Genomic DNA, 19,839 nt, shown 5'->3' with positions numbered 1-19,839 from the left:
CCCGCCCGCGCCGACCCGCGTCGCCCCGAACCCACCCGCGAGAGGAACAGCCCGATGGACGCCTCCGTCGCTCTGACGGACGACGACCTCCACGACATCGCGGGGATCGCCGCGGCCGCGACTCCCGGGCCTTGGCACGTGCGTCAGCTCGACGACGACCACGCCATGAGCCTCGTCGCCGTCAGCACCGTCCCCGACACCGGACGCGCCGACCGCCGGCCCGAGTTCGACCATGGCGAGATCGTGGCCGCCACCCTCGTGCAGCGGCCGCGTTACATCGATGCCGCGGACGGCCGCTGGGACGAGAACGCCCGGTTCATCGCCGACGCCCGCGCGGACGTACCCCGCCTCGTCGCCGAGGTCCGCCGCCTTCGCCGATTGCTCGAGGCGGGGGGGAGGGGGGAGGGGGGCCGATGAACTGCCTGCCGACGCCGCTGACTTGCCGCCACTGATCACACCCCCGCAGGCACCACACTCCGCGGATCCCCTTCCGCCACGTCCCGCGCGACCTCCCGGGCCGTCCTGGTGAACGCCTCGATCGCGCCCGTGTCGTCGCCCGCGCGCCACACCATGCCGTAGCCGACCGGCTCCGCGTCGGCGAAGGGGACGTACACGACACCAGGTCGCCCGTAGTACGTCCCTGTGTGCGCGGGCGCGAGCAGCGCGCCCTTGCCCGCCGCGGCCAGCATCAGGGCCTCCTGCATGTTCGTCACGCCGGGGCCGCGGGCGATCGGGCGGCCCAGTGGTGTGTGGGACGGGACGTGGTGTTCCAGCCAGTAGTCGGGGACCTCGCCCGCGATCGTCAGGAGCGTCACGTCCGCCAGATCCTCGAACGACACCGCGTCCCGCCCGGCCAGCGGATGGCCCGCCGCGATCGCGAGAACCCGCTCCTCCGCGAGCAGCGCGGGACCGGCGCCCAGATCCGCCTCCTCGACCGGGAACTCCGTGAGCTGGACGTCGAATTCGCCGCTGCGCAGCTGTCCGTAGGGATCGGAGAGCGGCACCTCGCAGATCTCCACGGCGAGACCGGGGTGGCTCGCGCGCAGCGCCTCCGTCGCCTTCATCACGATCTCGCCGGTCAGCGGATTGGAGAAGCCCACGTGCAGCACGCTCTCGATGCCGCGCGCGGTGGCGGCCGCCCGGTCGAGGGCGGCCTCGATGGCCCGGTGGTGCGGTTCGAGGTCGGCGCGCAGCTGCCGGCCGAGCGAGGTGAGGGCGACGCGGCGGCTCGTGCGGATGAACAGCGGGGCGCCGACGCGGCGTTCGAGCCGCTGGATCAACTGGCTGACCCGCGCGCGAGAGAGCCGCATGCGGTCGGCCGTGCGGCCGAAGTGCAGCTCGTCGGCGAGGAGCAGAAAGCACTCCAGTTCATCGCGTTCCATCGGTGTTCCCCCAGGTGGATCGGATCGGTAAGCCTGGTTGAACGAACGTTGCGATCTTCGCCGTTGTTCCGCCGTGCGCCCTGCTCGAGGGTGAGTGCACCGACAACATCCCTTCCCCGTCGGGCCATTGGCAGAAGAACAGAGGACATCGCCATGAGTATGCCGAGAGAGTCAGCCCTGAAGCCCCGGGAGTGGGGCGTCCTGCTCGTCCTGTGCGGCGCGATCTTCCTGGAGGGCATCGATGTGGCCATGCTCAATGTGGCCCTGCCCTCCATCCGCGCCGACCTGGGCCTGTCCACCGGAAACCTGCAGTGGGTCATGAGCGCCTACGTCCTCGGCTACGGCGGCTTCATGCTGCTCGGCGGCCGGGCGGCGGACCTCTTCGGGCGCCGCCAGATGTTCGTCCTGTGGCTCACCGTCTTCCTGCTCTTCTCCGGCCTGGGCGGCTTCGCCACCGAGGGCTGGATGCTGATCGTCGCCCGCTTCGTCACGGGGGTCGCCGCCGCCTTCATGACCCCGGCAGGCCTCTCCATCATCACCACCAGCTTCGAGGAGGGGCCGCGGCGCAACAAGGCGCTGCTCTTCTACTCCGGCACCGCGGCGGGCGGCTTCTCGATCGGCCTGGTCATCGGCGGTCTGCTGGCCTCGGTCGGCTGGCGCTGGGTCTTCTTCGCCCCCGTCGTGCTCTCCGCGGTGATCCTGTTCGCGGCGCTCGCCTTCGTGCCCAAGTCGCCGCGCCCCGACCGCACCGGGCAGAGCGTCGACCTGGCGGGCGGCGTCACCGTCACCGCTGCGATCGTGCTGCTCGTCCTGGGCGTCGAGCGCGCATCCCACACGAGCCTCGCCGCCACGCTCGGCACGCTCGCCGCGGGCCTCGCGCTCCTGGGGACCTTCGTCGCCGTCGAACGCCGCTCGGCATCGCCCCTGGTGCGGCTCGGCATCTTCCGCAGCGGCGCGCTCGTCCGCGCCAACCTCGCCGGACTGCTCTTCGCCGCGGGCTTCTTCGGATTCCAGTTCGTGGTGGTCCTCTACCTCCAGGAGCTGCGCGGCTGGTCCATCCTCGAGACCAGCTTCGCGATGATCGTCATCGGCGTCGACGCGGTGCTCTCGCCGACGGTCACACCCAAGCTCGTCGAGCGCTTCGGCAACGCCCGAGTGATCTTCGGCGGGCTGCTCCTCGCGGCGCTCGCGTACGCCCTGTTCCTGCCCGTCGGCGCGGACTGGACGTATCTGGCGATGTTCCCCAGCCTGATCATCCTCAGCCTCGGCTTCGCCCTGGCCTACGGCCCGCTCACCATCGTCGCCACCGAGGGCGTCAAGGAGGAGGAGCAGGGCCTGGCGGGCGGACTCCTCTACACCTCCTTCCAGTTCGGCGCGGCGCTCGGCCTCTCCACGGTCACCGCCGTCAACGTCGCCGCCACCGCCTCGTCCGCACCCGCCGACCTCCTCGACGGCTACCGCGCGGCCCTGTGGGTCCCCCTGGCCGCGGTCCTGCTCGCCGCGCTGATCAGCGCGTTCGGGCTCCGCTCAGGGGCGGGCAGGGTGACGGCGACCGGCACACCCGCCGAAGACCGCGCGGAGGACCTTCCTGCGCCCCACTGATCGCCCCACTGATCGCCCCACTGATCGACCCGCTGATCTCGATCCACTCATCGATCCACTGATCGACCCGCTGATCGATCCACTCATCGACCCACTCATCGAAATCGAAGGAGCACCCGGTCATGACCACCACCAGGACCAGCGACTTCTCCACGGTGCAGGACACGTTCTTCACCTACGTACGCGACATCAAGTACGCCACGATGATCACGGTGGACCGCAGGAACCGCCCTCGCGCCCGGGTCCTGCTCCCCGTCTGGGAGATCGTCGACGGCCGCCCGGTCGGCTGGCTCGCGGCGTACAAGACCCCGGTGAAGACAGCCCACTTGGCCCGCAATCCGCACACCACCTACTCCTACTGGAACCCCCGCCAGAACACCCTCCACGTCGACTCCCGCTCCAGCTGGAGCGACGACCGGGCCACCAAGCGCCACGCGTGGGATCTTTACACCGAGGGCGGCCCGCCGGGGGTGGGATACGACCCCATCCACTACTGGAGCGGGGGGCCCGACGACCCCGAGTACGAGGTGATCCGCATCGACCCCTGGCGGATCCAGCTGGTCCGCGGTTCGGATCTGCGCAGCACCATCTGGCAGCCGGATCCGGACTGACGCCGACGCTCTGCTCCCGGTGGCCCGACGGCCGCCCGGAGCAGAGCGGTTGGCGGTATCGGACGGTCAGGGAGTGGTCAGTTCGTAGAAGCCCCTGCCGAACGTGGCCGCCACCAGGCGGTGGTTCCCGGCGTCGTACTCGATGTCGTCCACCGGCACCGCGGGAATGCCCCGGCCCAGGCGCGACCACTGGTCTCCCTTGTCGCCGGAGGTGAAGACGCCCTGGTCGGTGCCGATGTGGAGCTTGCCGCCCCGGGCGATGACGAGGTCGTTGACCGGCGCGTCCGGCAGATTGCCCGACAGGTCCTTCCAGTGCTCGCCGCCGTCCGTGCTGCCGTATACGTGGGGCGTGGCCGAGCCCGCGCGATAGGCGGAGTGGGTGGTGTAGACGCGGTCGGGGTCGTGCGGGTCGACGACGACGCGGGTCACCCAGGGGCGGCCTTGGGCGAGCTTCGTCCAGTGCGCGCCGCCGTCCTTGGTGACCCAGACGCGGCCGTCGTCCGTGCCGACGTAGAGAGTGCGGCCGTCCGCGGCCGGGGCGATCGAGGTGATCGTGCCGTAGTTGGTGTAGATCGGGTCGGGGCCCGGACCGCCGGACAGGTCGGGGCTGATGGCCTGCCAGGTGGCGCCGCCGTCGGTGGAGCGGTTGAGCATCTCGGCGCCGTAGTAGAGGACCTTGGGGTCGCGGGGGTCGAAGACGACCGGCGTGAACCAGTTGCGGCGCTTGAAGGTGGTCTTGTCGGCGAAGTAGGTCAGCGTGTCGCCGCCGTCCGCCGAGCTGAAGCAATTCCCGTACTGGTAGCAGGCGTAGACGTTGTTCACGTCGGTCGGGTTGATCAGGTTCTCCTCGCCGTCCCCGCCGAGGTACTCGTTGAAGCCGTCGCCGCCCCAGGAACGTATCGAGCCGTTGTCCTGCGCGCCCCCGGAGAGCCGCGAGGCGTCCTGCGGGGAGATGGCCGCGCTGTAGAGCTGGGTGTACGGCTGGTGGCGGGCCTTGACCCAGCCGCCGTCGCCGCTCGCGTCGGAGCGGTAGACGCCGCCGTCGTTGCCCAGGTAGACGCGGCCGGGGTGGCGCGGGTCCCAGACCATCGCGTGCTGGTCGACGTGGATGCTGGTGTCGTCGGCCGTCCAGGTGGCGGCGCCGTCCTTCGAGGTCATCAGCGGTACTCCGGCGACCTGCACATGCCCGGCGTCGCGCGGATCGGTCCAGATCTTCCCGAACCACCAGCCGAACGTGGACTGCGAATCGGTGAGCTTCTTGTCCGTGGGCGTCCGCTTCCAGGTGTCGCCGGCGTCCGTCGACGCGTAGAAGCCCTCGAAGGGTCCTTCCGTCTTGTTGACGATGGCGTAGGCCCGCTCGCCCGCGACGGCGAGACCGATCCGGCCGACGCCCGGCCCCTGCGCGGGCAGTCCGCCGCCGAGCCGCTGCCAGGTCCTGCCGTCGTCGCGGGAGCGGAAGACGCCGGAGCCATCGCCGCCGTACGTGCGGCGTTCGGGCGTGCGGCGGTGGTCCCACAGGACGGCGTACAGTTTGCCGCCCTGGACGATGATCTCGGTGGCTCCGGTGAACTCGTTGGCGCCGGACAGGATCCGCTGCCAGGTCCTGCCGCCGTTCTCCGAGCGGTAGACGCCGCGGTCGCCGCCGCCGTTGTAGAGCGAACCGGCCGCCGCCACGTAGACGCGGCGCGGGTTGTCCGGGTCCACGGTGATCGCGCTGATCGCGCCGGAGTCCCGCAGCCCGGACGGCGTCCAGTGCCTGCCGCCGTCGGTGCTGCGGTAGAGGCCAGTCCCTTCGTACGTGATGCTGCCGCCCCCGGGGTTGGGCTCGCCGGTACCGGCGTACAGGGTGCCGTCGGGCGCGGTGGCGACCGCGCCCATCGCCTGCGTCCAGTCGTCGGGCCAGGCGGACTTGAAGGTCTGCCCCGCGTCCGTGCTGCGCCAGACGCCACCGCTGGCCGCGGCGGCGTACAGCGTGTCCGCACGCTTCGGGTCGAGGGCGAGCGAGACGATGCGCCCGCCGATGTTCGTCGGCCCGACGGACTTCCATCGGCCGCCGGTGGTGGGCAGTTGACGCGCCTGCGCGGCGGCGTCCTCGTGCGCGTGGCGCGGAATCGACTCTCCGGGGACGGTCTTCTGCAGATAGCGGTACTCGGCGGGTGCGGCAGGACCGCGTACCGGCCGGTAGACGTCCCCCGGTGGCGTGGGGCCCGCGGCGGCCGGAGCCGTGAACATCAACACGCCCGCGAGCGGGGCGAGGACCAGGTGGAGCAGCCGTCTGCGACGCATGGACTCCCTCTTCTTCGTCATGGCCATATCAAGCCGTGACCCTATGAGAGGGGGCGGGGGACCAATAGGCCTCAAGTTGGCCTTTGTGAAGGAGGGTGGGGGGATTGAAGGCTGTACCAGGCGGCATGCCCGCCTCAGTGCTGCTCGGGCCCGAACCGGCGGCGGTACGCGGAGGGCGTGAGGCCCGTATCGCGGCGCATCAGGGCGCGCAGGTTGGCGGTGGTGCCGAGGCCGCTGCGCCGGGCGACCTCGTCGAAGCCGGCCACCCCCCGCTCGATCAACCGGCAGGCCAGCGTGAGGCGTTCGCCGGTGAGCCACGCGAGGGGTGTGGTGCCGAGCTGGGCCTGGAAGCGGCGGTGCAGCGTCGCGGGGCTCAGCGCGGCGCGCGCCGCGAGATCGGGCACGGAGAGCGGTGCGTCGAGCCGCTCCTGCGCCCAGGCGAGGACCGGGGCGAGGGACTCGTCCCGCACGTCCGGTACCGGCCGCTCCACGAACTGCCGTTGGCCGCCGTCCCGATGGGCGGCGAACACCAGGCGCCGGCTCACCGCGTTGGCGACCTCGGCGCCGTGGTCGCGGCGGACCACGTGCAGTCCGAGGTCGAGCGCGGCGGCGCTGCCCGCGGCGGTGAGGATGTCTCCGTCGTCGACGAACAGCACATCCGGTTCGAGCCGTACGCCGGGGAAGCGGGCCCGGAAGTCGTCCGCCCACTGCCAGTGCGCGGTGGCCCGGCGCCCCTCCAGCACCCCGGCCTCGGCCAGCGTGAAGGCACCGCTGCAGAACCCGACGAGCCGGGCCCCGCGAGCGTGCGCCCGGCGGACCGCGTCGAGGACGGCAGGGCGCCGTGGCACCTCGACATCGGGCCGGTTGGGCACGATCAAGGTGTCCGCCGAGTCGGCAGCCTCCAGTCCCGCGACGCCGGTGAGCGTGAAGAACCCGTCCCGCATCAGGGTGCGGGGCTCGGGCGAGCAGAGTGAGAACTCATACAACTCACGCCCGATTTCGGGCCTGCGCAGCCCGAACACCTCGGTGGCGCAGCCGAGTTCGAAGGGATTGGAGTTGGCGTCGACGATGACGACGACGCGATGCAGGGGCGGCCCGTCACCGTCGTCCTGAGAGAATCCTTGCGCCATGAGCTATTTCTACCACTCGCGGCGATGCGGCCGGACGCCGGAAGCTGGAGCCATGAGCACCAACGAACCCATCGCCCTGGACAAGGCCCTGGCCTCCTTCGACGCCCTGTGGAGCCCGCGCATCGTCACCCAGGTCAACGACTACGACGTACGCGTGGCCAAGGTCGAGGGCGACCACCTCTGGCACGTCCACGACGACACCGACGAGTTCTTCCTCGTCCTCGACGGCGAACTGCGCATCTCCCTGCGCGAGCCGACCGGCGAACGCACGGTGACCCTCCCCAAGGGCTCGGTCTTCACCGTCCCACGCGGCACCGAACACAAGCCGTCCGCACCGTCCGGCGCCGCGATCCTCGTCCTCGAGCCCACCGGCACCCCGACGGTCGGAGACCGCCACGACGAGATCCCGGACCACGTCGACGCGACGACGGGGCATCGCCTCACACCGTAGGTGGACTCAGGCGCCCACGGTTCCGTCGACGCCCTCGCGCAGAAAGTCCGCGTGCCCGTTGTGGCGGCCGTACTCCAACAGGACGTGCACCATCACCATCCGCAGCGACACCTCTTCGCCCCAACGCGGCTGATACCCCGCCAGATCCAGGGAGTCGGCCTTCTCCTCGACACGGCGCGAGTTCTCCACCTCCGCTTCCCAGGCCGCGAACGCCTCGGCCCTGGTCGACGCGCCAGCGTCGTACGCCGCCTGGAAGTCGATCTCGTCGGACCAGACCATGGGCGCGTCATGATCCTCGAACACCCGCCGGAACCAGGCGCGTTCCACTTCGGCCAGGTGCCGCACGAGCCCGAGCAGCGACAGCGTCGACGGAGGCATCGACTGCTGCCGCAGCTCCTCGTCGGTGAGCCCTTCACACTTCATGGCGAGGGTCGCACGCTGATAATCGAGGAACCCCCGCAACGTCTCACGCTCGCTACCAAGGCTGGGCGGATCTATGCGGTCGTCACCGGGCATGGCTGGTGCTCCTCGTCTCTGCCTGACTGCGGGGATCATCTTCTCAGCCGTCGGCGTAGGCAGCAGGCCGCGATCGCGGTATGCCGGGAGTTGACCCGTCAACCTCGAGAGGGCGAGGCAGCCATGTGGACCGTCGTTTTCTGGAAGGCCACCGCGGAGCGTGCGCTCCGTACCTTCGCGCAGTCACTGGGCGCCGTGCTCGTCGCCGGGGCGACCAGTCTCCTGGACGTCGACTGGGAGGCGGCGCTCGCCACCGCCGGGATGGCGACGCTGCTCGCCGTTCTCACCGCGGTCGGCGCCGCCAAGGTGGGGGCCGGTGGGCCCGGTATCACGGAGACCCCGACCGTTCGGCGCGGCGGGGCAACTCGCTGAACCGAGCGGCCACTCCTCGTCCGACAGGGTTGCCGTCAGGCGTTCCTGATCCAGCGTCACCTATGGGTCGTCATGGCGAGTGAAGACGACCCATGGGGCGCGGCGTTCGGTGAGGGTGGGGGTCACGGGCTACGCCTCCGGAAGCAGGCGCCCCGCCTCCACCCGTACCCGCTCGCCCCGGAACCGCTCCCGCAGCCTGCGGTCGTGGGACACCACGACCAGCGTGCCCCGGTACTCCGCGAGCGCCTCGTCGAGCTCCTCGACCAGCGCGGGGGAGAGGTGGTTCGTCGGCTCGTCCAGGAGGAGGAGGTCGGCCGGGCGGGTTACCAGGCGGGCCAGGGCGAGGCGGCGGCGCTGGCCCACGGAGAGGCCCCGCACCGGTACGGCGAAGTCCTCCTCCCTGAACAGGCCAAGGGCAAGGAGTCGCGGCGCGTGGTCCTCGGGCAGGCCGTCCGGCAGGCCCGCCGCGAACGCGTCCAGCAGCGTCCTGGTGGTGTCTTCATCCGCGATGTACGCGATCTCTTGGGGCAAGTAGCCGACGCGCGCGGGGAGTTCGACATCCCCGCGATCCGCGGCGACCGCCCCCGCGAGCACACCGAGCAGCGTCGACTTGCCCGCGCCGTTCGCCCCGGTGACCAAGGTGCGCGAGCCCGGCTCGAGGAGCAGGTGCTCGACGGTGAGGCGCTCGCCCACCCTGACGTCCGTGAGCGATGTGGGACGTACGAAGGGGTGGTCACCGCCCTCGATGCCGTCGCCGACCGTGAAGTGCAGCGGGTCGGGCGGGCGCGGCACCGGCTCCGCGCGCAGTCTGCGCAGCCGCTCGCGCGCATTGCGTACGACACCGGAGAGCTGGCCCTCCACCGAGCGCTGATGCCCCGCGAAACGCGGGCTCGCGCTCATCCGCCAGCCCGTCGCGAGGCGGTCGGAACCGCCTTCCGCGAGCCGCTCCTGGCGCGCGACCTCGTCGCTCCACCGCCGGTAGCGCTCCTCCCAGCGGCGCCGGGCCGTGGTGCGCTGTTCCAGATAGCCGTGCCAGCCGCCGCCGTAGCGCGCCGCCGACCTGCGGTCGCCGTCGACCTCGACGATCACCTCGGCGACCCGGTCCAGGAAGACCCGGTCGTGGGTCACGGCGACGACGGTGCCCCGGTGGGCGCGCAGCCGCTCCTCCAGCCAGCCGAGCGCCTGGTCGTCCAGGTGGTTCGTCGGCTCGTCCAGGAGGAGGAGTTCGGGCTGCGGGGCGAGCACACAGGCCAGCGCGAGGCGCGCGGCCTCGCCGCCGGAGAGGGAGCCGAGGGCGCGCGAGCGCTCCAGATGGGGTACGCCGAGTCCGTGCAGCGCCGCCTCCAGGCGGGCGTCGGCGCGGTAGCCGTCACGGGCCTCGAAGGCGGCGAGGAGATCCCCGTACGCGGCGAGGCCGTCCGCTCCCGTCGAGCCGAGCGCGTCCTCCGCCTCGCCGATCCGCCGCTCCAGAGCCCGCAGTTCGGCCAGCGCGTCGTCCACCGCGTCCTGCACGGTGGCGTGCGGCGGGAGGCGCAGCGTCTGGGCGAGATAGCCGGTGCCGCCGTCGGACACGACGGCCACCTCGCCGTCGGCGGGCAGGTGTTCGCCCGCCATCAGACGGAGCAGCGTCGACTTGCCCGAGCCGTTCTCGCCGATGACGCACGCCTTCTCGCCGGGGCGCACCGAGAGCGAGACCCGTTCCAGGACCGGCCGGTCCGGATAGCCGTACGACACGTCGCGCAGGACGAGTTGACTCATGGTGCGCATCCCCCTCGGCTCACGCGGGCTGACCGAACAGCTCCCGCAGCACATCCTCCATCGTGACCATCCCGGCCAGTCTGCCGTCCGAGCCGAGCACCGCCGCCACATGCGTGCGGCTGCCGCGCATCGCGGTCAGCACGTCGTCCAGCGGCGTGGACTCCCGCACCTGCGCGATCTTCCGCATGTCCGGCACCCGGAACGGCAGATCGCGCGGCGCCCGGTCGAGCGCGTCCTTGACGTGCAGATAGCCGACGATGCGGCGGCCGTCGTCCACGACGGGGAAGCGCGAGAACCCGGACTCCGACGAGAGCCGCTCCAACTGCTCCGGCGTCACGCCCACATGCGCGTACACCACCCGCTCCAGCGGCAGCACCACGTCCCGGACAGGGCGGCGGCCCAGTTCGAGCGCGTCGTGCAGCCGCTCCTGGGCGCGGTCGTCGAGCAGACCCGCGTCACCGGAGTCCTTGACCATCCGGGCGAGCTCGTCGTCCGAGAACGTCGCGGCGACCTCGTCCTTCACCTCGACCCTGAGCAACCTCAGCAGACCGTTGGCGAACGCGTTGATCGCGAAGATCACCGGGCGCAGCGCACGGGCGACGGCGACCAGCGGCGGGCCGAGCAGCAGCGCCGAGCGCACCGGCTCGGCCAGCGCGATGTTCTTGGGGATCATCTCGCCGAGCAGCATGTGCAGATACGTCGCCAGGGCGAGCGCGATGACGAACGAGATGGGGTGCACCAGACCGTGCGCCACGCCGACCGCGTCGAACAGCGGCTCGAGCAGGTGCGCGATCGCGGGCTCGGCGACGATGCCGAGCACCAGGGTGCACAGCGTGATGCCGAGCTGGGCCGCCGCCAGTAGCGCCGACACGTGCTGCAGACCCCACAGCACGCTCTTGGCACGCCGGTCGCCGTCCTCGGCGTAGGGCTCGATCTGGCTTCTGCGTACGGAGATGAGCGCGAACTCGGCGCCCACGAAGAAGGCGTTGACGACGAGCGTCGCCAGGCCGATCAGCAACTGGACGGCGGTCATCGCTCCTCCTCCGGGTGGTCGTCGTGCAGGGGCGCGTGCAGCAGCACACGGGCGGCGCGGCGGCCGCGGGCGTCCACGATGTCGAGCCGCCAGCCGCCCACCTCGACGCTGTCGCCCTCGGCCGGGATGCGGCCGAGCTGGGTGGCGACCAGGCCTGCGAGCGTCTCGTACGGTCCGTCGGGTACGCGCAGGCCGACGCGGGCCAGCTGGTCGGTGCGGGCCGAGCCGTCGGCGGAGTAGAGCGTCCGGCCTTCGTCGTCGGTGCCCGCGGGGGCGATGTCGGGCGTCTCGTGCGGATCGTGCTCGTCCCGCACCTCGCCGACGACCTCCTCGACGATGTCCTCCAGGGTCGCGACCCCGGCGGTGCCGCCGTACTCGTCGATGACCACGGCCATCGTGCGCTTGCCGGAGAGCCGGTCCAGGAGCCGGTCGACGGTCAGCGACTCCGGTACGAGCAGCGGCTCGCGCATCAGCTCGGCGACGGGGAAGCGGGCCCTGCGCTCGGCCGGTATCGCCAGGACGTCCTTGATGTGCGCGACACCGACGACCGAGTCGAGATTGCCGCGGTAGACGGGGAAGCGGGACAGGCCCGTGGCGCGCGTCGCGTTCGCGACGTCCTCGCAGGTGGCGAGGACGTCGAGGGCGATGACCTGCACGCGCGGCGTCATCACGTTCTCCGCGGAGAGATCGGCGAGGTTGAGGGTGCGTACGAACAGCTCGGCGGTGTCCGCCTCCAGGGCGCCCTCCCTGGCGGAGTGCCGGGCCAGCGCCACCAGCTCCTTGGGGCTGCGCGCGCTGGCCAGCTCCTCGGTGGGCTGGATGCCGAAGCGGCGCACGGAGTGGTTCGCCGTGTTGTTGAGATGCGCGATGAAGGGGCGGAACGCGGCGCTGAACAGACGCTGCGGTGTCGCCACCCGTTTCGCGACGGCCAGCGGCGATGAGATCGCCCAGTTCTTGGGCACCAGCTCGCCGACGACCATCAGGAAGACCGTCGACAGGGCCGTGCCGATGACCAGGGCCACCGACGAGGACACCGACGCGGATATGCCCATGGAGCGCAGCGGGCCCGCGATCAGCTTGGCGATGGAGGACTCGGAGAGCATGCCGACGACCAGGTTGGTGACGGTGATGCCGAGCTGCGCCCCGGAGAGCTGGAAGGTGAGGTTCTTGACGGCCTTGAGAGCGCCCGCGGCGCCGCGCTCGCCGCGTTCGGCCGCTCGTTCCAGTTCGCTGCGCTCGACCGTGGTGAGGGAGAACTCCGCCGCGACGAAGACGCCGCACGCCAGCGACAGGAGCACCGCCACGAGGAGCAGGAGCACTTCGGTCATCGGGTCACCTCCGTCCCATGATCGGACAGGGACCGGGGGAATGCGCGATGTCGGGTACTGGGAGGCTCGCCCATGGGCGGACGCTCACACCTTTCAGTTGAATCTCAGTTGAATCGATTGGTCCGTACATAGTAAAGGACCAGCAAAATTCGCTCGTGCGGGTGTCCGCGGGCCGGGATCTAGAGGTGCTTCACCCAGCGGCTCCACTGCGGCTCGGGCGTCGCTGATGCAGCGGATGTGGAGATCACTCATGGGGTGATGTAAGCAGCGCGGCGGGCGGTCTGGCGAGCGGTTTCCATAGGACGGGGTTCGTGGCGACCGCTCATGGCCGGCCTAGTATCGTATGGCGATATCGGGATCCGAAATCTGGCGCGCGGAGCAGTCCGCGGGTGAAGGAGTGTGGCGATGGGCACGGCGGCCAACCCTCCAGCCGAAGGCGAGCTGACCAGACGGCTCGGCGTGCCCGACGCGGTGGTGATCGGGCTGGGCTCGATGATCGGCGCGGGCATCTTCGCCGCGCTCGCACCGGCGGCCGGCGCGGCCGGATCCGGGCTCCTGACGGCGCTCGCGCTCGCCGCGGTGGTGGCCTACTGCAACGCCACATCCTCCGCACGGCTCGCCGCCCGCTACCCGGCGTCCGGCGGCACCTACGTCTACGGCCGCGAGCGCCTCGGTGACTTCTGGGGCTACCTGGCCGGATGGGCGTTCGTGGTCGGCAAGACCGCGTCCTGCGCCGCGATGGCGCTGACCGTGGGGTTGTACGCCTGGCCCGGCCAGGCCCACGCGGTGGCCGTGGCCGCGGTGGTGGCGCTGACCGCGGTGAACTACACGGGCATCCAGAAGACCGCCTGGCTCACGCGTGCCGTCGTCGCCCTCGTCCTCGCCGTGCTCGCCGCCGTCGTGGTCGTCTGCCTGACCGGCGCCGACGCCGACAGCTCACGCCTCGAGTGGGGACCGGACGCCTCCTGGACCGGGGTGCCGCAGGCCGCCGGGCTGCTGTTCTTCGCCTTCGCCGGGTACGCGCGCATCGCCACCCTCGGCGAGGAGGTCCGTGACCCGGCACGCACCATCCCGAGGGCGATCCCGCTCGCCCTCGGCATCACGCTGGTCGTCTACGCGGCCGTCGCGATCGCTGTCCTCGGCGTCCTCGGTGCCGGGCGGCTCGCGGAGTCGGGTGCACCGCTGTCGGACGCGGTGCGGGCCGCCGGGGCGACGTGGCTGACGCCGGTGGTCCGCGTGGGTGCGGCCGTCGCCGCGCTCGGCTCGCTGCTCGCGCTGATCCTCGGGGTCTCCCGCACCACCCTGGCCATGGCCCGTGACCGTCATCTGCCGTACGTCCTGTCCGCCGTGCACCCGCGCTTCAAGGTGCCGCACCGCGCCGAACTCGCCGTCGGCGCGGTCGTCGCCGTCCTGGCCGCCACCGTGGACGTGCGCGGGGCGATCGGCTTCTCCTCCTTCGGCGTGCTGGCCTACTACGCCATCGCCAACGCCTCCGCGCTCACCCTCACTTCAGCGGAGGGACGCCCGCCCCGGGCCATCCCGCTCCTCGGACTGGCCGGTTGCCTTCTGCTCGCGTTCACGCTGCCCGCGGCGTCGGTCGCCCGGGGCGCGGCGGTCCTGTGCCTGGGGGCCGCCGTCTACGGCGTACGCCGCGTCATCACGGCCCCACGGTCGCGATGACACCCGGCCGTGCGGTCAGGGGCGCTCGTCCGGGGGGAGAACCTCACGCGCCAGTTCCCGCAACGCCCGGCGGTCTTCGGTCAGCGCCTGCCGGCCTGCCTGGGTCGCCCGGTAGACCCGCCGCGTGCGGCCGTCGACAACCCGCTGCTCGGAGGTCAACAGGCCGTCAGCCTCCAGTCGGTGGAGCGTCGGGTACAGCGTGCCGGGGCTGATGTCGTAGCCGTGGCCGGCCAGCTCCTGAGTCATCCACGCGCCGTGGATCTCCTCCTCGGCGGCGTGATGCAGGATGTGCAGCCTGACCGCGCCCCGCTGGAACTCCCGCACTCCACCCACCTCCCTGCCCCCTCGCGGGACAGTGATGAAACCGATATCGGTCTTCGAGTCTACGTCGCGGGTGGCGCGACGCCGGCGTCGTCCGCGCATCGTGGCGCCGGACAAGTAGAAGCCGAACAGGCAAAAGGCGACGAGGGCAGGATTCGAACCTGCGTCCACCCGGAGACAGAGCCGGGCGCTCCTCCGCAGAGCTTCCTCGTCGCTGTGGCGATCACCGCCGGGGTCGCCGCGCGGGGCAACTGATTTCCGTGGAGCGGGGGTTGGGGCGGGTCAGAGCCACTCCTGGGCCGCGGCGCGTTTTCCCTTGCCGGAGAAGATTCCCGCCGAGCGGAGGGCGCCGGCCATCAGGGGGTCGGCCACGGGGACTCCGTGCACCAGCTCGGGTGTCCGGCGGAAGGCCACCGCCTCTGCCGTGGGCCGGGGCGCGGTCCAGGCGCCGGCCACCGGGTCCACCCGATGCCGGGCGCAGACCGCTTCGACCAGCGAGCGCGGGCATTCCGCCTCGCCCCGCAGCACCTCCCAGGGCAGCGGAAGATCGGCCCAGACATAGGTGTCCGGGTGCAGTCCGCCGCCGCTCATGCGGTGCCAGTACGCCACGTCGGCCGCCATGAGGCGGGGCACCTTGCCGGGGCAGACCTCGTCCAGGACCGCCGCCTCGCCCAGCTCGTCGAGCAGCGCGAACCAATGCGCTCGGGCCGTGTTCCACGCCTGCGCGGCCTGGTTCCACGTCGACGAGTCGTCGCCGGGGCGCACGATCATCGTGCCGCGCTCCAGGGGGTGCCGGTTCCAGGCGTCCTCAAGGAGGCCGGCCACTTGGCGCAGGAAGCCGTTCCACCGCACAAGGAGCCGAGTGAGGTCCTCGTCGGAGACGGCGGCCAACACCTCGGCCCTGGGGTGCACATGGGCGACGGCGTACCAGCAGGTCCGCTCGGGCCGCGCGCGCAGACGCCCGAACAGGGCCTCGGCGACCTCGTCGTAGACCTGACGCTGCTTGCCGTTGGTGAAGACGCCGCGTAGGTAGCCCCGCGCCGTGACGTACGCGATGAAGGCGGCCGAGTCGGGGTCCGCGGCGAAGAGTTCGTACGGCAGGGCGTGGGCGAGCGCACCCTTGCCGGTCATCGTCACCTCGCGGCGGCGCTGCTCGTGGATGAGCCGCGCCAGTTTGGCCTCCATCCGGCGCAGCAGCCGGAAGCGCTTGTTGTACTGGCGCTTGGAGAGCTCTCCGAGACGAGCCGCGGCGCGTTCGGCGCGGTCGAGGCGGTCCATGCCGAAGTCGTTCTGCCCGTACGCGCGGCCGATGTCCTCGCCCGCCCGCCGGATCACCGCCTCGATCCGGTCCGGATCATCCCCCGCGCCGTCGGGGAGGTCCGGGAGGTCCTTGAACAGGACTGCCGCACGGGCGAGTTGGCGCTGTGCGCCGATGGGGCGGGCGATCTCCTCGCGCATGGAGGTGTAGCCGTGCCAGATGTTGCGCAGCGAGTGCTCGGCGGCCTTGGCGAGCACCGCCTCGGTCGCCGCGTCGAGTTCGGTGCCCTGGACGGTGTGCACGCAGTCGTAGCTCGCGCCCCGCACGGCGCGGTGTGGTGTGGAGTCGAACTTTAGAAAGTTTTTCTAGAAAATGGCTCTAGATAGTGTCGTGGCTGGTACAGACTCTCTTCCATGGTCAACAGTGAGTCCGGGCCCGTGCACAAGCCGCTGCCCGGCAACCCCTATGCCCAGCCGGTGCCTTCCGCCGGCGGCAGGCGCCGACGCCGCGCCGTCCTCGGTGCCGGCGCCCTCGCTCTGGTGCTCGTCGGTGTGGGGGTGTTCGCCGTCACGCGCGGGGACGGCGGGGGAGATTCCCGGGAGCCCGCCGCGGCGCACACACGGCAATCGCCGGACGGGGACGAGGAGTCGGCGGGCCCGGAGCAGGACGCCGACGACAAGGACGACGGGTCCGCCGCCGTCATCGACGTCAACGCGGGGCGCGAGCCCGGTGACGCCAAGGCCTGGCTCGCCATGAACGAGATCGAGCTGCCGGGCAAGGGCGCGCAGCTCTTCGACGTCTGGCATGTGCGCGGCATCGTGGCTCAGGCCGAGCACGACGAAGTCACCGGCTACAAGTCCGCCGACGGCACGAAGAAGTGGTCGGTGCCGCTGCCCGGCGAGGTGTGCGACACCCCGGTGAACCCCACGCCGGACGGCAAGGTCGTGGTCGCGTACACGAAGGGGCAGTCCGAACAGAACGCGAAGTGCGACCAGCTTCAGGTGATCGATCTGAAGACCGGTGCGAAGGGCTGGCACAAGGAGCTGACGGAGCACGGAACGACGGACAGCACCAGGACGACGCACGTCGCGATCACGGGCGACACCGCCCTGGTCGACCAGGACATGGTCGCGCACGCCTATCGGATCCGGGACGGCAAGCGGCTCTTCAGCACCGAGAAGGAGCGCGAAGGGCGCTGCTATCTGTACGGCGTCGCGGGCGGCGGCAATCTGCTCCAGCTCGAGAGCTGCCTGAGCGGGAACAACGTCTCGCACAGCAGGATCAAGAAGCTCGACCCCCGCACCGGCGACGTCAAGTGGCGCTTCAGCAGCAAGAAGGGCTGGACCATCGAGAAGGTCTACTCCACCGATCCCGTCGTCGCCGCGGTCCGCAACCGCGAGGAGTCGGAGAAGTGGGCCGTCGTCGCCGTCGGCGACAAGGGCAAGCAGCGATCCTGGGTCACGCTCGACCGCGGCCCGCACGCGTTCGAGATGTGCGCCATGGCGGGAGACTCCGGCGAGGGCGTGCAGAACTGCCCGGGAGGCGCCGTCAGCAAGGACACGCTCTATCTCGCGAGCGAGCCCCCGCAGGGCGACATCCTGGGGCCGAACAAGGTCGTCGCCTTCGACCTCGACTCGGGGAAGGAGAAGTGGGCCGGGTCGGGCGAGGGCAAGCGGCAGGTCACACCGGTGGCGGTGGGTGGCAAGGACCGGCCGGGGGTGATCGTCTACGCGAAGCCGCAGAGCGAGAAGGGCAACGGGCAGACGGTGCGGTTCGGACCCCGAGGAGGGAAGCCGGACGTGCTGCTCAGGCACACCTCGGCGGCCCGGCGCATCGAGGTCGGCATGTTCGCGGGCTACACGCTGTACGCCGACGGACGGTTCTTCGTGACGCCGACGAGCCTGAGCGGCAAGAGCAATGGCGCCGAGGGCGAGGAGGGGAACGGCCGCATGCTCTCCTTCGGCCGGTGATGCCGCTGCCGGTGACACCCCGGCAGTCAAGTGAACAGCCGTACCCGCACCAGCAGTTGGAGTCACGATGACGCAGCCCTTCCCGCCGCCCGAGCAGTCCCCACAGGGGTCCTTCGGCCCGCCCCCGCCGGATCAGGCCTCCGGCTTCGGCCCGCCGCCCGGCGGTTTCGGTCCACCTCGGCCCCACCAGCCGTCGGTGCCCGTCGTGCCCACGGTGCCCATGGGGCCACCGGGCGGCGGCAGACGGACCGGGCGCCGCACCTCCATCGTCATCGCGGTCGTCACCGCGATCACCCTGATCGTCGGCGGCGGAGTCTGGTACGCCGCGTCGTCCGGCGGCGGCTCGAAGGACAAGACCGCGGCCAAGCCGGGCGGCGACCGCGAGAAGGCCAGGTACATCAAGCCCAAGGAGACGGTCCCGGCGGACGCCAAGGCCTTCTTCAGCACCAAGGCCTTGCAGCCCGGGCTGCCCAAGGGGGAGAGCACCTGGAACTCCAAGGGGTCCTGGCTCACCGACAAGGTGTACGCCAAGGCCTCGGTCAGCAAGATCGTCGGTGTCGAGGCCACCTCGGGGAAGCGCCTGTGGGACCTGCCCAAGCCCGGTGAGTCGTGCGCGGGTTCCCCGGACGTCGGCAAGGACGGCATCGCCGCGGTGGTCACCGGGGCCGCCGTGAAGGACGACCGCGGCGTCCGCGCCCCATGCACCGAGGTGACCGCTTTCGACGTCGACACCGGCGACAAGCTCTGGACGAAGTCGATCACCGTCGGCAGCCAGAAGGACAAGACACCGTTCAATCAAGTCACCATCAGCGGCGACACGGTGGCCGTCGGCGGCCTGTACGGCGGTGCGGCGTTCGACCTGCGCAGCGGAAAGGTGCTGTGGGAGCCGAAGCAGGGGGAGCAGTGCCACGACGTCGGCTACGGCGGCGGCGAGCAGCTGGTGGCGGTGCGCTCCTGCGGCGACTTCGGTTCGGAGCGCTACCGGGTCCAGGTCCTCGACCCGGCCACGGGCAAGGCGAAGTGGACCCACAAGCTGCCCGCCGGCGTGCAGACGCCCAGCGTGGTCTCCAGCAGGCCGGTGGTCGTCGCCCTCGACTCCGGTGAGATCGGTCCGTCGGGCGCGTCGAGCGCCTTCGCCATCGATGAGCGCGGCAAGCTGCGCGCGAGGATCGCGCTGCCGGCCGACAAGTACCTGCACGCGTGCGGCAAGACGTCCGTCGTCCAGGACTGCCGGGGCATCGTCACGGGCAACGATCAGCTGTACGTCGCCACCAAGCAGCGCGACGGCTCGAAGAAGTACTCCTCCACGAACGAGATCGTGGTCTTCTCGCTGGCCACGGGGAAGACCACGGGGACGAAGCTGCCTGCGGGCGACGCCAGTCCGGTCTTCCCGATCCGCATGGACGGCGGGAACGTCCTCGTGTACAAGTCCGCCCCGTTCACGCAGGTGGTCTCCGTCGACGGCAGGACGATGAAGGGGGAGAAGGTGCTGCTGGACGCCCGCACCCGGCCCAGCACGCTGTCGCCCCTGCTGCACGAACTCGTCTTCACCCACAACAAGCTGTTCATCAGCTCCGACCTGCTCGCCCGGCCCAGCTCGAAGGCCCAGGAGACGGTCATGATGTACGGCTTCGCCGCCAAGTAGGCAGCGTGGCCCGGCGTGTCGGGTCAGGTCGCGTACTGCCGCAGCAGCTGCCCCATCGCGGCGAGCACCGACGGCTCGACCCGGTAGTAGACCCAGGTGCCGCGCCGCTCGGAGGTCAGCAGGCCCGCCTCGCGGAGCTTCTTGAGGTGGTGGGAGACGGTCGGCTGGGAGACGCCGACATCGGAGATGTCGCACACGCACGCCTCGCCGCCCTCGTGCGATGCGACCAGCGAGAACAGCCGCAGCCTGACCGGGTCGCCGAGCGCCTTGAACATCACGGCCGTCCGCACCGCCTCGTCGGCGGTGAGGGGGCGCTCGGTCAGCGGCGGGCAGCAGGGCACGACGTCGGACTCAAGGAGCGGCAGGACCTTCTTGTTCGACATACGTCTATGTTGACACATGTCGATACAGGAGTGATGCTGGCCTTGACGGAAGACATCGATGGATGTCGAAACAGGAAGGGATGCACCGTGACCGCGCCGATCAATCCCGTGCC

General features: G+C 71.0%; 18 protein-coding genes and 1 tRNA gene. 8 read left to right on the top strand and 11 right to left on the bottom strand.

The features are described 5' to 3' along the window. Positions 1-417, top strand: a 417-nt coding sequence (locus E2651_RS26755; protein ID WP_245239246.1) for a hypothetical protein, incomplete at its 5' end; no start/stop codon positions are given. 35 nt (positions 418-452) lie between these two features. Here the strand turns inward: E2651_RS26755 and E2651_RS26750 are convergent. Continuing rightward, positions 453-1,382, bottom strand: a complete 930-nt coding sequence (locus tag E2651_RS26750; protein ID WP_135333784.1) for a LysR family transcriptional regulator — start codon at positions 1,380-1,382, stop codon at positions 453-455. Between the two features lie 153 nt (positions 1,383-1,535). On the opposite strand from E2651_RS26750, the gene E2651_RS26745 reads away from it, so the two are divergent. Further along, positions 1,536-2,984, top strand: a complete 1,449-nt coding sequence (locus E2651_RS26745; protein WP_135333783.1) for an MFS transporter — start codon at positions 1,536-1,538, stop codon at positions 2,982-2,984. A 122-nt stretch (positions 2,985-3,106) separates the two neighbouring features. Further along, on the top strand, positions 3,107-3,595 hold the full coding sequence (locus E2651_RS26740) for a pyridoxamine 5'-phosphate oxidase family protein (protein ID WP_135333782.1): 489 nt from the start codon (positions 3,107-3,109) through the stop codon (positions 3,593-3,595). Between the two features lie 66 nt (positions 3,596-3,661). Here E2651_RS26740 and E2651_RS26735 read toward each other — a convergent pair whose 3' ends face one another. Together E2651_RS26735 and E2651_RS26730 are read right to left on the bottom strand one after the other, a co-directional pair. Beyond that, positions 3,662-5,902: a sialidase family protein gene (locus tag E2651_RS26735; RefSeq protein WP_245239245.1), complete on the bottom strand. Its 2,241-nt coding sequence runs from the start codon at positions 5,900-5,902 to the stop codon at positions 3,662-3,664. 113 nt (positions 5,903-6,015) lie between these two features. Then, entirely contained in the window at positions 6,016-7,011 is a 996-nt protein-coding gene (locus E2651_RS26730; RefSeq protein ID WP_135333780.1) for a helix-turn-helix domain-containing protein, read from the bottom strand. 52 nt (positions 7,012-7,063) lie between these two features. On the opposite strand from E2651_RS26730, the gene E2651_RS26725 reads away from it, so the two are divergent. Further along, positions 7,064-7,462 carry a cupin domain-containing protein gene (locus tag E2651_RS26725; RefSeq protein WP_135333779.1) on the top strand — a complete coding sequence of 133 codons (399 nt, stop codon included), beginning with the start codon at positions 7,064-7,066 and terminating at the stop codon, positions 7,460-7,462. 6 nt (positions 7,463-7,468) lie between these two features. Here the strand turns inward: E2651_RS26725 and E2651_RS26720 are convergent, their stop codons facing one another. Next, complete coding sequence (locus E2651_RS26720) at positions 7,469-7,978, bottom strand: DinB family protein (protein WP_135333778.1); 510 nt, start codon at positions 7,976-7,978, stop codon at positions 7,469-7,471. 123 nt (positions 7,979-8,101) lie between these two features. Between E2651_RS26720 and E2651_RS26715 the strand changes: the two genes are divergently transcribed. Next, entirely contained in the window at positions 8,102-8,350 is a 249-nt protein-coding gene (locus tag E2651_RS26715) for a holin (protein ID WP_135333777.1), read from the top strand. A gap of 129 nt (positions 8,351-8,479) precedes the next feature. On the opposite strand, the gene E2651_RS26710 is transcribed toward E2651_RS26715, so the two are convergent. Genes E2651_RS26710 through E2651_RS26700 form a run of 3 tightly spaced genes read right to left on the bottom strand, consistent with a single transcriptional unit; the run spans position 8,480 to position 12,469 of the window. After that, positions 8,480-10,108, bottom strand: a complete 1,629-nt coding sequence (locus tag E2651_RS26710; protein WP_135333776.1) for an ABC-F family ATP-binding cassette domain-containing protein — start codon at positions 10,106-10,108, stop codon at positions 8,480-8,482. A 19-nt stretch (positions 10,109-10,127) separates the two neighbouring features. Next, positions 10,128-11,141 carry a hemolysin family protein gene (locus E2651_RS26705; protein WP_135333775.1) on the bottom strand — a complete coding sequence of 338 codons (1,014 nt, stop codon included), beginning with the start codon at positions 11,139-11,141 and terminating at the stop codon, positions 10,128-10,130. Then, positions 11,138-12,469: a hemolysin family protein gene (locus E2651_RS26700; protein WP_135333774.1), complete on the bottom strand. Its 1,332-nt coding sequence runs from the start codon at positions 12,467-12,469 to the stop codon at positions 11,138-11,140. The genes E2651_RS26705 and E2651_RS26700 overlap by 4 nt, the downstream gene beginning before the upstream one ends. A 405-nt stretch (positions 12,470-12,874) precedes the next feature. Here E2651_RS26700 and E2651_RS26695 point away from each other — a divergent pair, with 405 nt between their 5' ends. Continuing rightward, positions 12,875-14,149 carry an APC family permease gene (locus tag E2651_RS26695; protein ID WP_135333773.1) on the top strand — a complete coding sequence of 425 codons (1,275 nt, stop codon included), beginning with the start codon at positions 12,875-12,877 and terminating at the stop codon, positions 14,147-14,149. A 15-nt stretch (positions 14,150-14,164) separates the two neighbouring features. On the opposite strand, the gene E2651_RS46185 is transcribed toward E2651_RS26695, so the two are convergent. From E2651_RS46185 to E2651_RS26680, 3 genes are all read right to left on the bottom strand, one after another. Beyond that, positions 14,165-14,473 (bottom strand): PadR family transcriptional regulator, encoded by a 309-nt coding sequence (locus tag E2651_RS46185; RefSeq protein WP_135333772.1) that lies wholly within the window; start codon positions 14,471-14,473, stop codon positions 14,165-14,167. Between the two features lie 137 nt (positions 14,474-14,610). Next, a tRNA-OTHER gene (locus tag E2651_RS26685) sits at positions 14,611-14,683 on the bottom strand. A gap of 69 nt (positions 14,684-14,752) precedes the next feature. Beyond that, entirely contained in the window at positions 14,753-16,054 is a 1,302-nt protein-coding gene (locus tag E2651_RS26680) for a hypothetical protein (protein ID WP_135333771.1), read from the bottom strand. An 87-nt stretch (positions 16,055-16,141) separates the two neighbouring features. Between E2651_RS26680 and E2651_RS26675 the strand changes: the two genes are divergently transcribed. Beyond that, entirely contained in the window at positions 16,142-17,698 is a 1,557-nt protein-coding gene (locus E2651_RS26675; protein WP_135333770.1) for a PQQ-binding-like beta-propeller repeat protein, read from the top strand. Between the two features lie 67 nt (positions 17,699-17,765). Next, a complete protein-coding gene (locus tag E2651_RS26670) occupies positions 17,766-19,343 on the top strand; it encodes a PQQ-binding-like beta-propeller repeat protein (RefSeq protein ID WP_245239241.1) in 1,578 nt (525 codons plus the stop codon). 23 nt (positions 19,344-19,366) lie between these two features. On the opposite strand, the gene E2651_RS26665 is transcribed toward E2651_RS26670, so the two are convergent. Then, positions 19,367-19,726, bottom strand: coding sequence for a metalloregulator ArsR/SmtB family transcription factor (locus E2651_RS26665; RefSeq protein ID WP_135333769.1), 360 nt, complete (start codon positions 19,724-19,726; stop codon positions 19,367-19,369). Between the last annotated feature and the right edge of the window lie 113 nt (positions 19,727-19,839).

It is taken from the genome of Streptomyces sp. MZ04, assembly GCF_004684775.1.
Taxonomy (GTDB): Bacteria; Actinomycetota; Actinomycetes; order Streptomycetales; family Streptomycetaceae; genus Streptomyces.
This window is presented reverse-complemented; position numbering and strand designations above follow the sequence as displayed.

What these genes read in the sequence shown, in the direction of transcription:
- E2651_RS26750 (WP_135333784.1), bottom strand. Translation starts at nt 1,382, where the DNA reads ATGGAACGCGATGAACTGGAGTGCTTTCTGCTCCTCGCCGACGAGCTG.
- E2651_RS26745 (WP_135333783.1), top strand. Translation starts at nt 1,536, where the DNA reads ATGAGTATGCCGAGAGAGTCAGCCCTGAAGCCCCGGGAGTGGGGCGTC.
- E2651_RS26740 (WP_135333782.1), top strand. Translation starts at nt 3,107, where the DNA reads ATGACCACCACCAGGACCAGCGACTTCTCCACGGTGCAGGACACGTTC.
- E2651_RS26735 (WP_245239245.1), bottom strand. Translation starts at nt 5,902, where the DNA reads ATGACGAAGAAGAGGGAGTCCATGCGTCGCAGACGGCTGCTCCACCTG.
- E2651_RS26730 (WP_135333780.1), bottom strand. Translation starts at nt 7,011, where the DNA reads ATGGCGCAAGGATTCTCTCAGGACGACGGTGACGGGCCGCCCCTGCAT.
- E2651_RS26725 (WP_135333779.1), top strand. Translation starts at nt 7,064, where the DNA reads ATGAGCACCAACGAACCCATCGCCCTGGACAAGGCCCTGGCCTCCTTC.
- E2651_RS26720 (WP_135333778.1), bottom strand. Translation starts at nt 7,978, where the DNA reads ATGCCCGGTGACGACCGCATAGATCCGCCCAGCCTTGGTAGCGAGCGT.
- E2651_RS26715 (WP_135333777.1), top strand. Translation starts at nt 8,102, where the DNA reads ATGTGGACCGTCGTTTTCTGGAAGGCCACCGCGGAGCGTGCGCTCCGT.
- E2651_RS26710 (WP_135333776.1), bottom strand. Translation starts at nt 10,108, where the DNA reads ATGAGTCAACTCGTCCTGCGCGACGTGTCGTACGGCTATCCGGACCGG.
- E2651_RS26705 (WP_135333775.1), bottom strand. Translation starts at nt 11,141, where the DNA reads ATGACCGCCGTCCAGTTGCTGATCGGCCTGGCGACGCTCGTCGTCAAC.
- E2651_RS26700 (WP_135333774.1), bottom strand. Translation starts at nt 12,469, where the DNA reads ATGACCGAAGTGCTCCTGCTCCTCGTGGCGGTGCTCCTGTCGCTGGCG.
- E2651_RS26695 (WP_135333773.1), top strand. Translation starts at nt 12,875, where the DNA reads ATGGGCACGGCGGCCAACCCTCCAGCCGAAGGCGAGCTGACCAGACGG.
- E2651_RS26675 (WP_135333770.1), top strand. Translation starts at nt 16,142, where the DNA reads ATGGTCAACAGTGAGTCCGGGCCCGTGCACAAGCCGCTGCCCGGCAAC.
- E2651_RS26670 (WP_245239241.1), top strand. Translation starts at nt 17,766, where the DNA reads ATGACGCAGCCCTTCCCGCCGCCCGAGCAGTCCCCACAGGGGTCCTTC.
- E2651_RS26665 (WP_135333769.1), bottom strand. Translation starts at nt 19,726, where the DNA reads ATGTCGAACAAGAAGGTCCTGCCGCTCCTTGAGTCCGACGTCGTGCCC.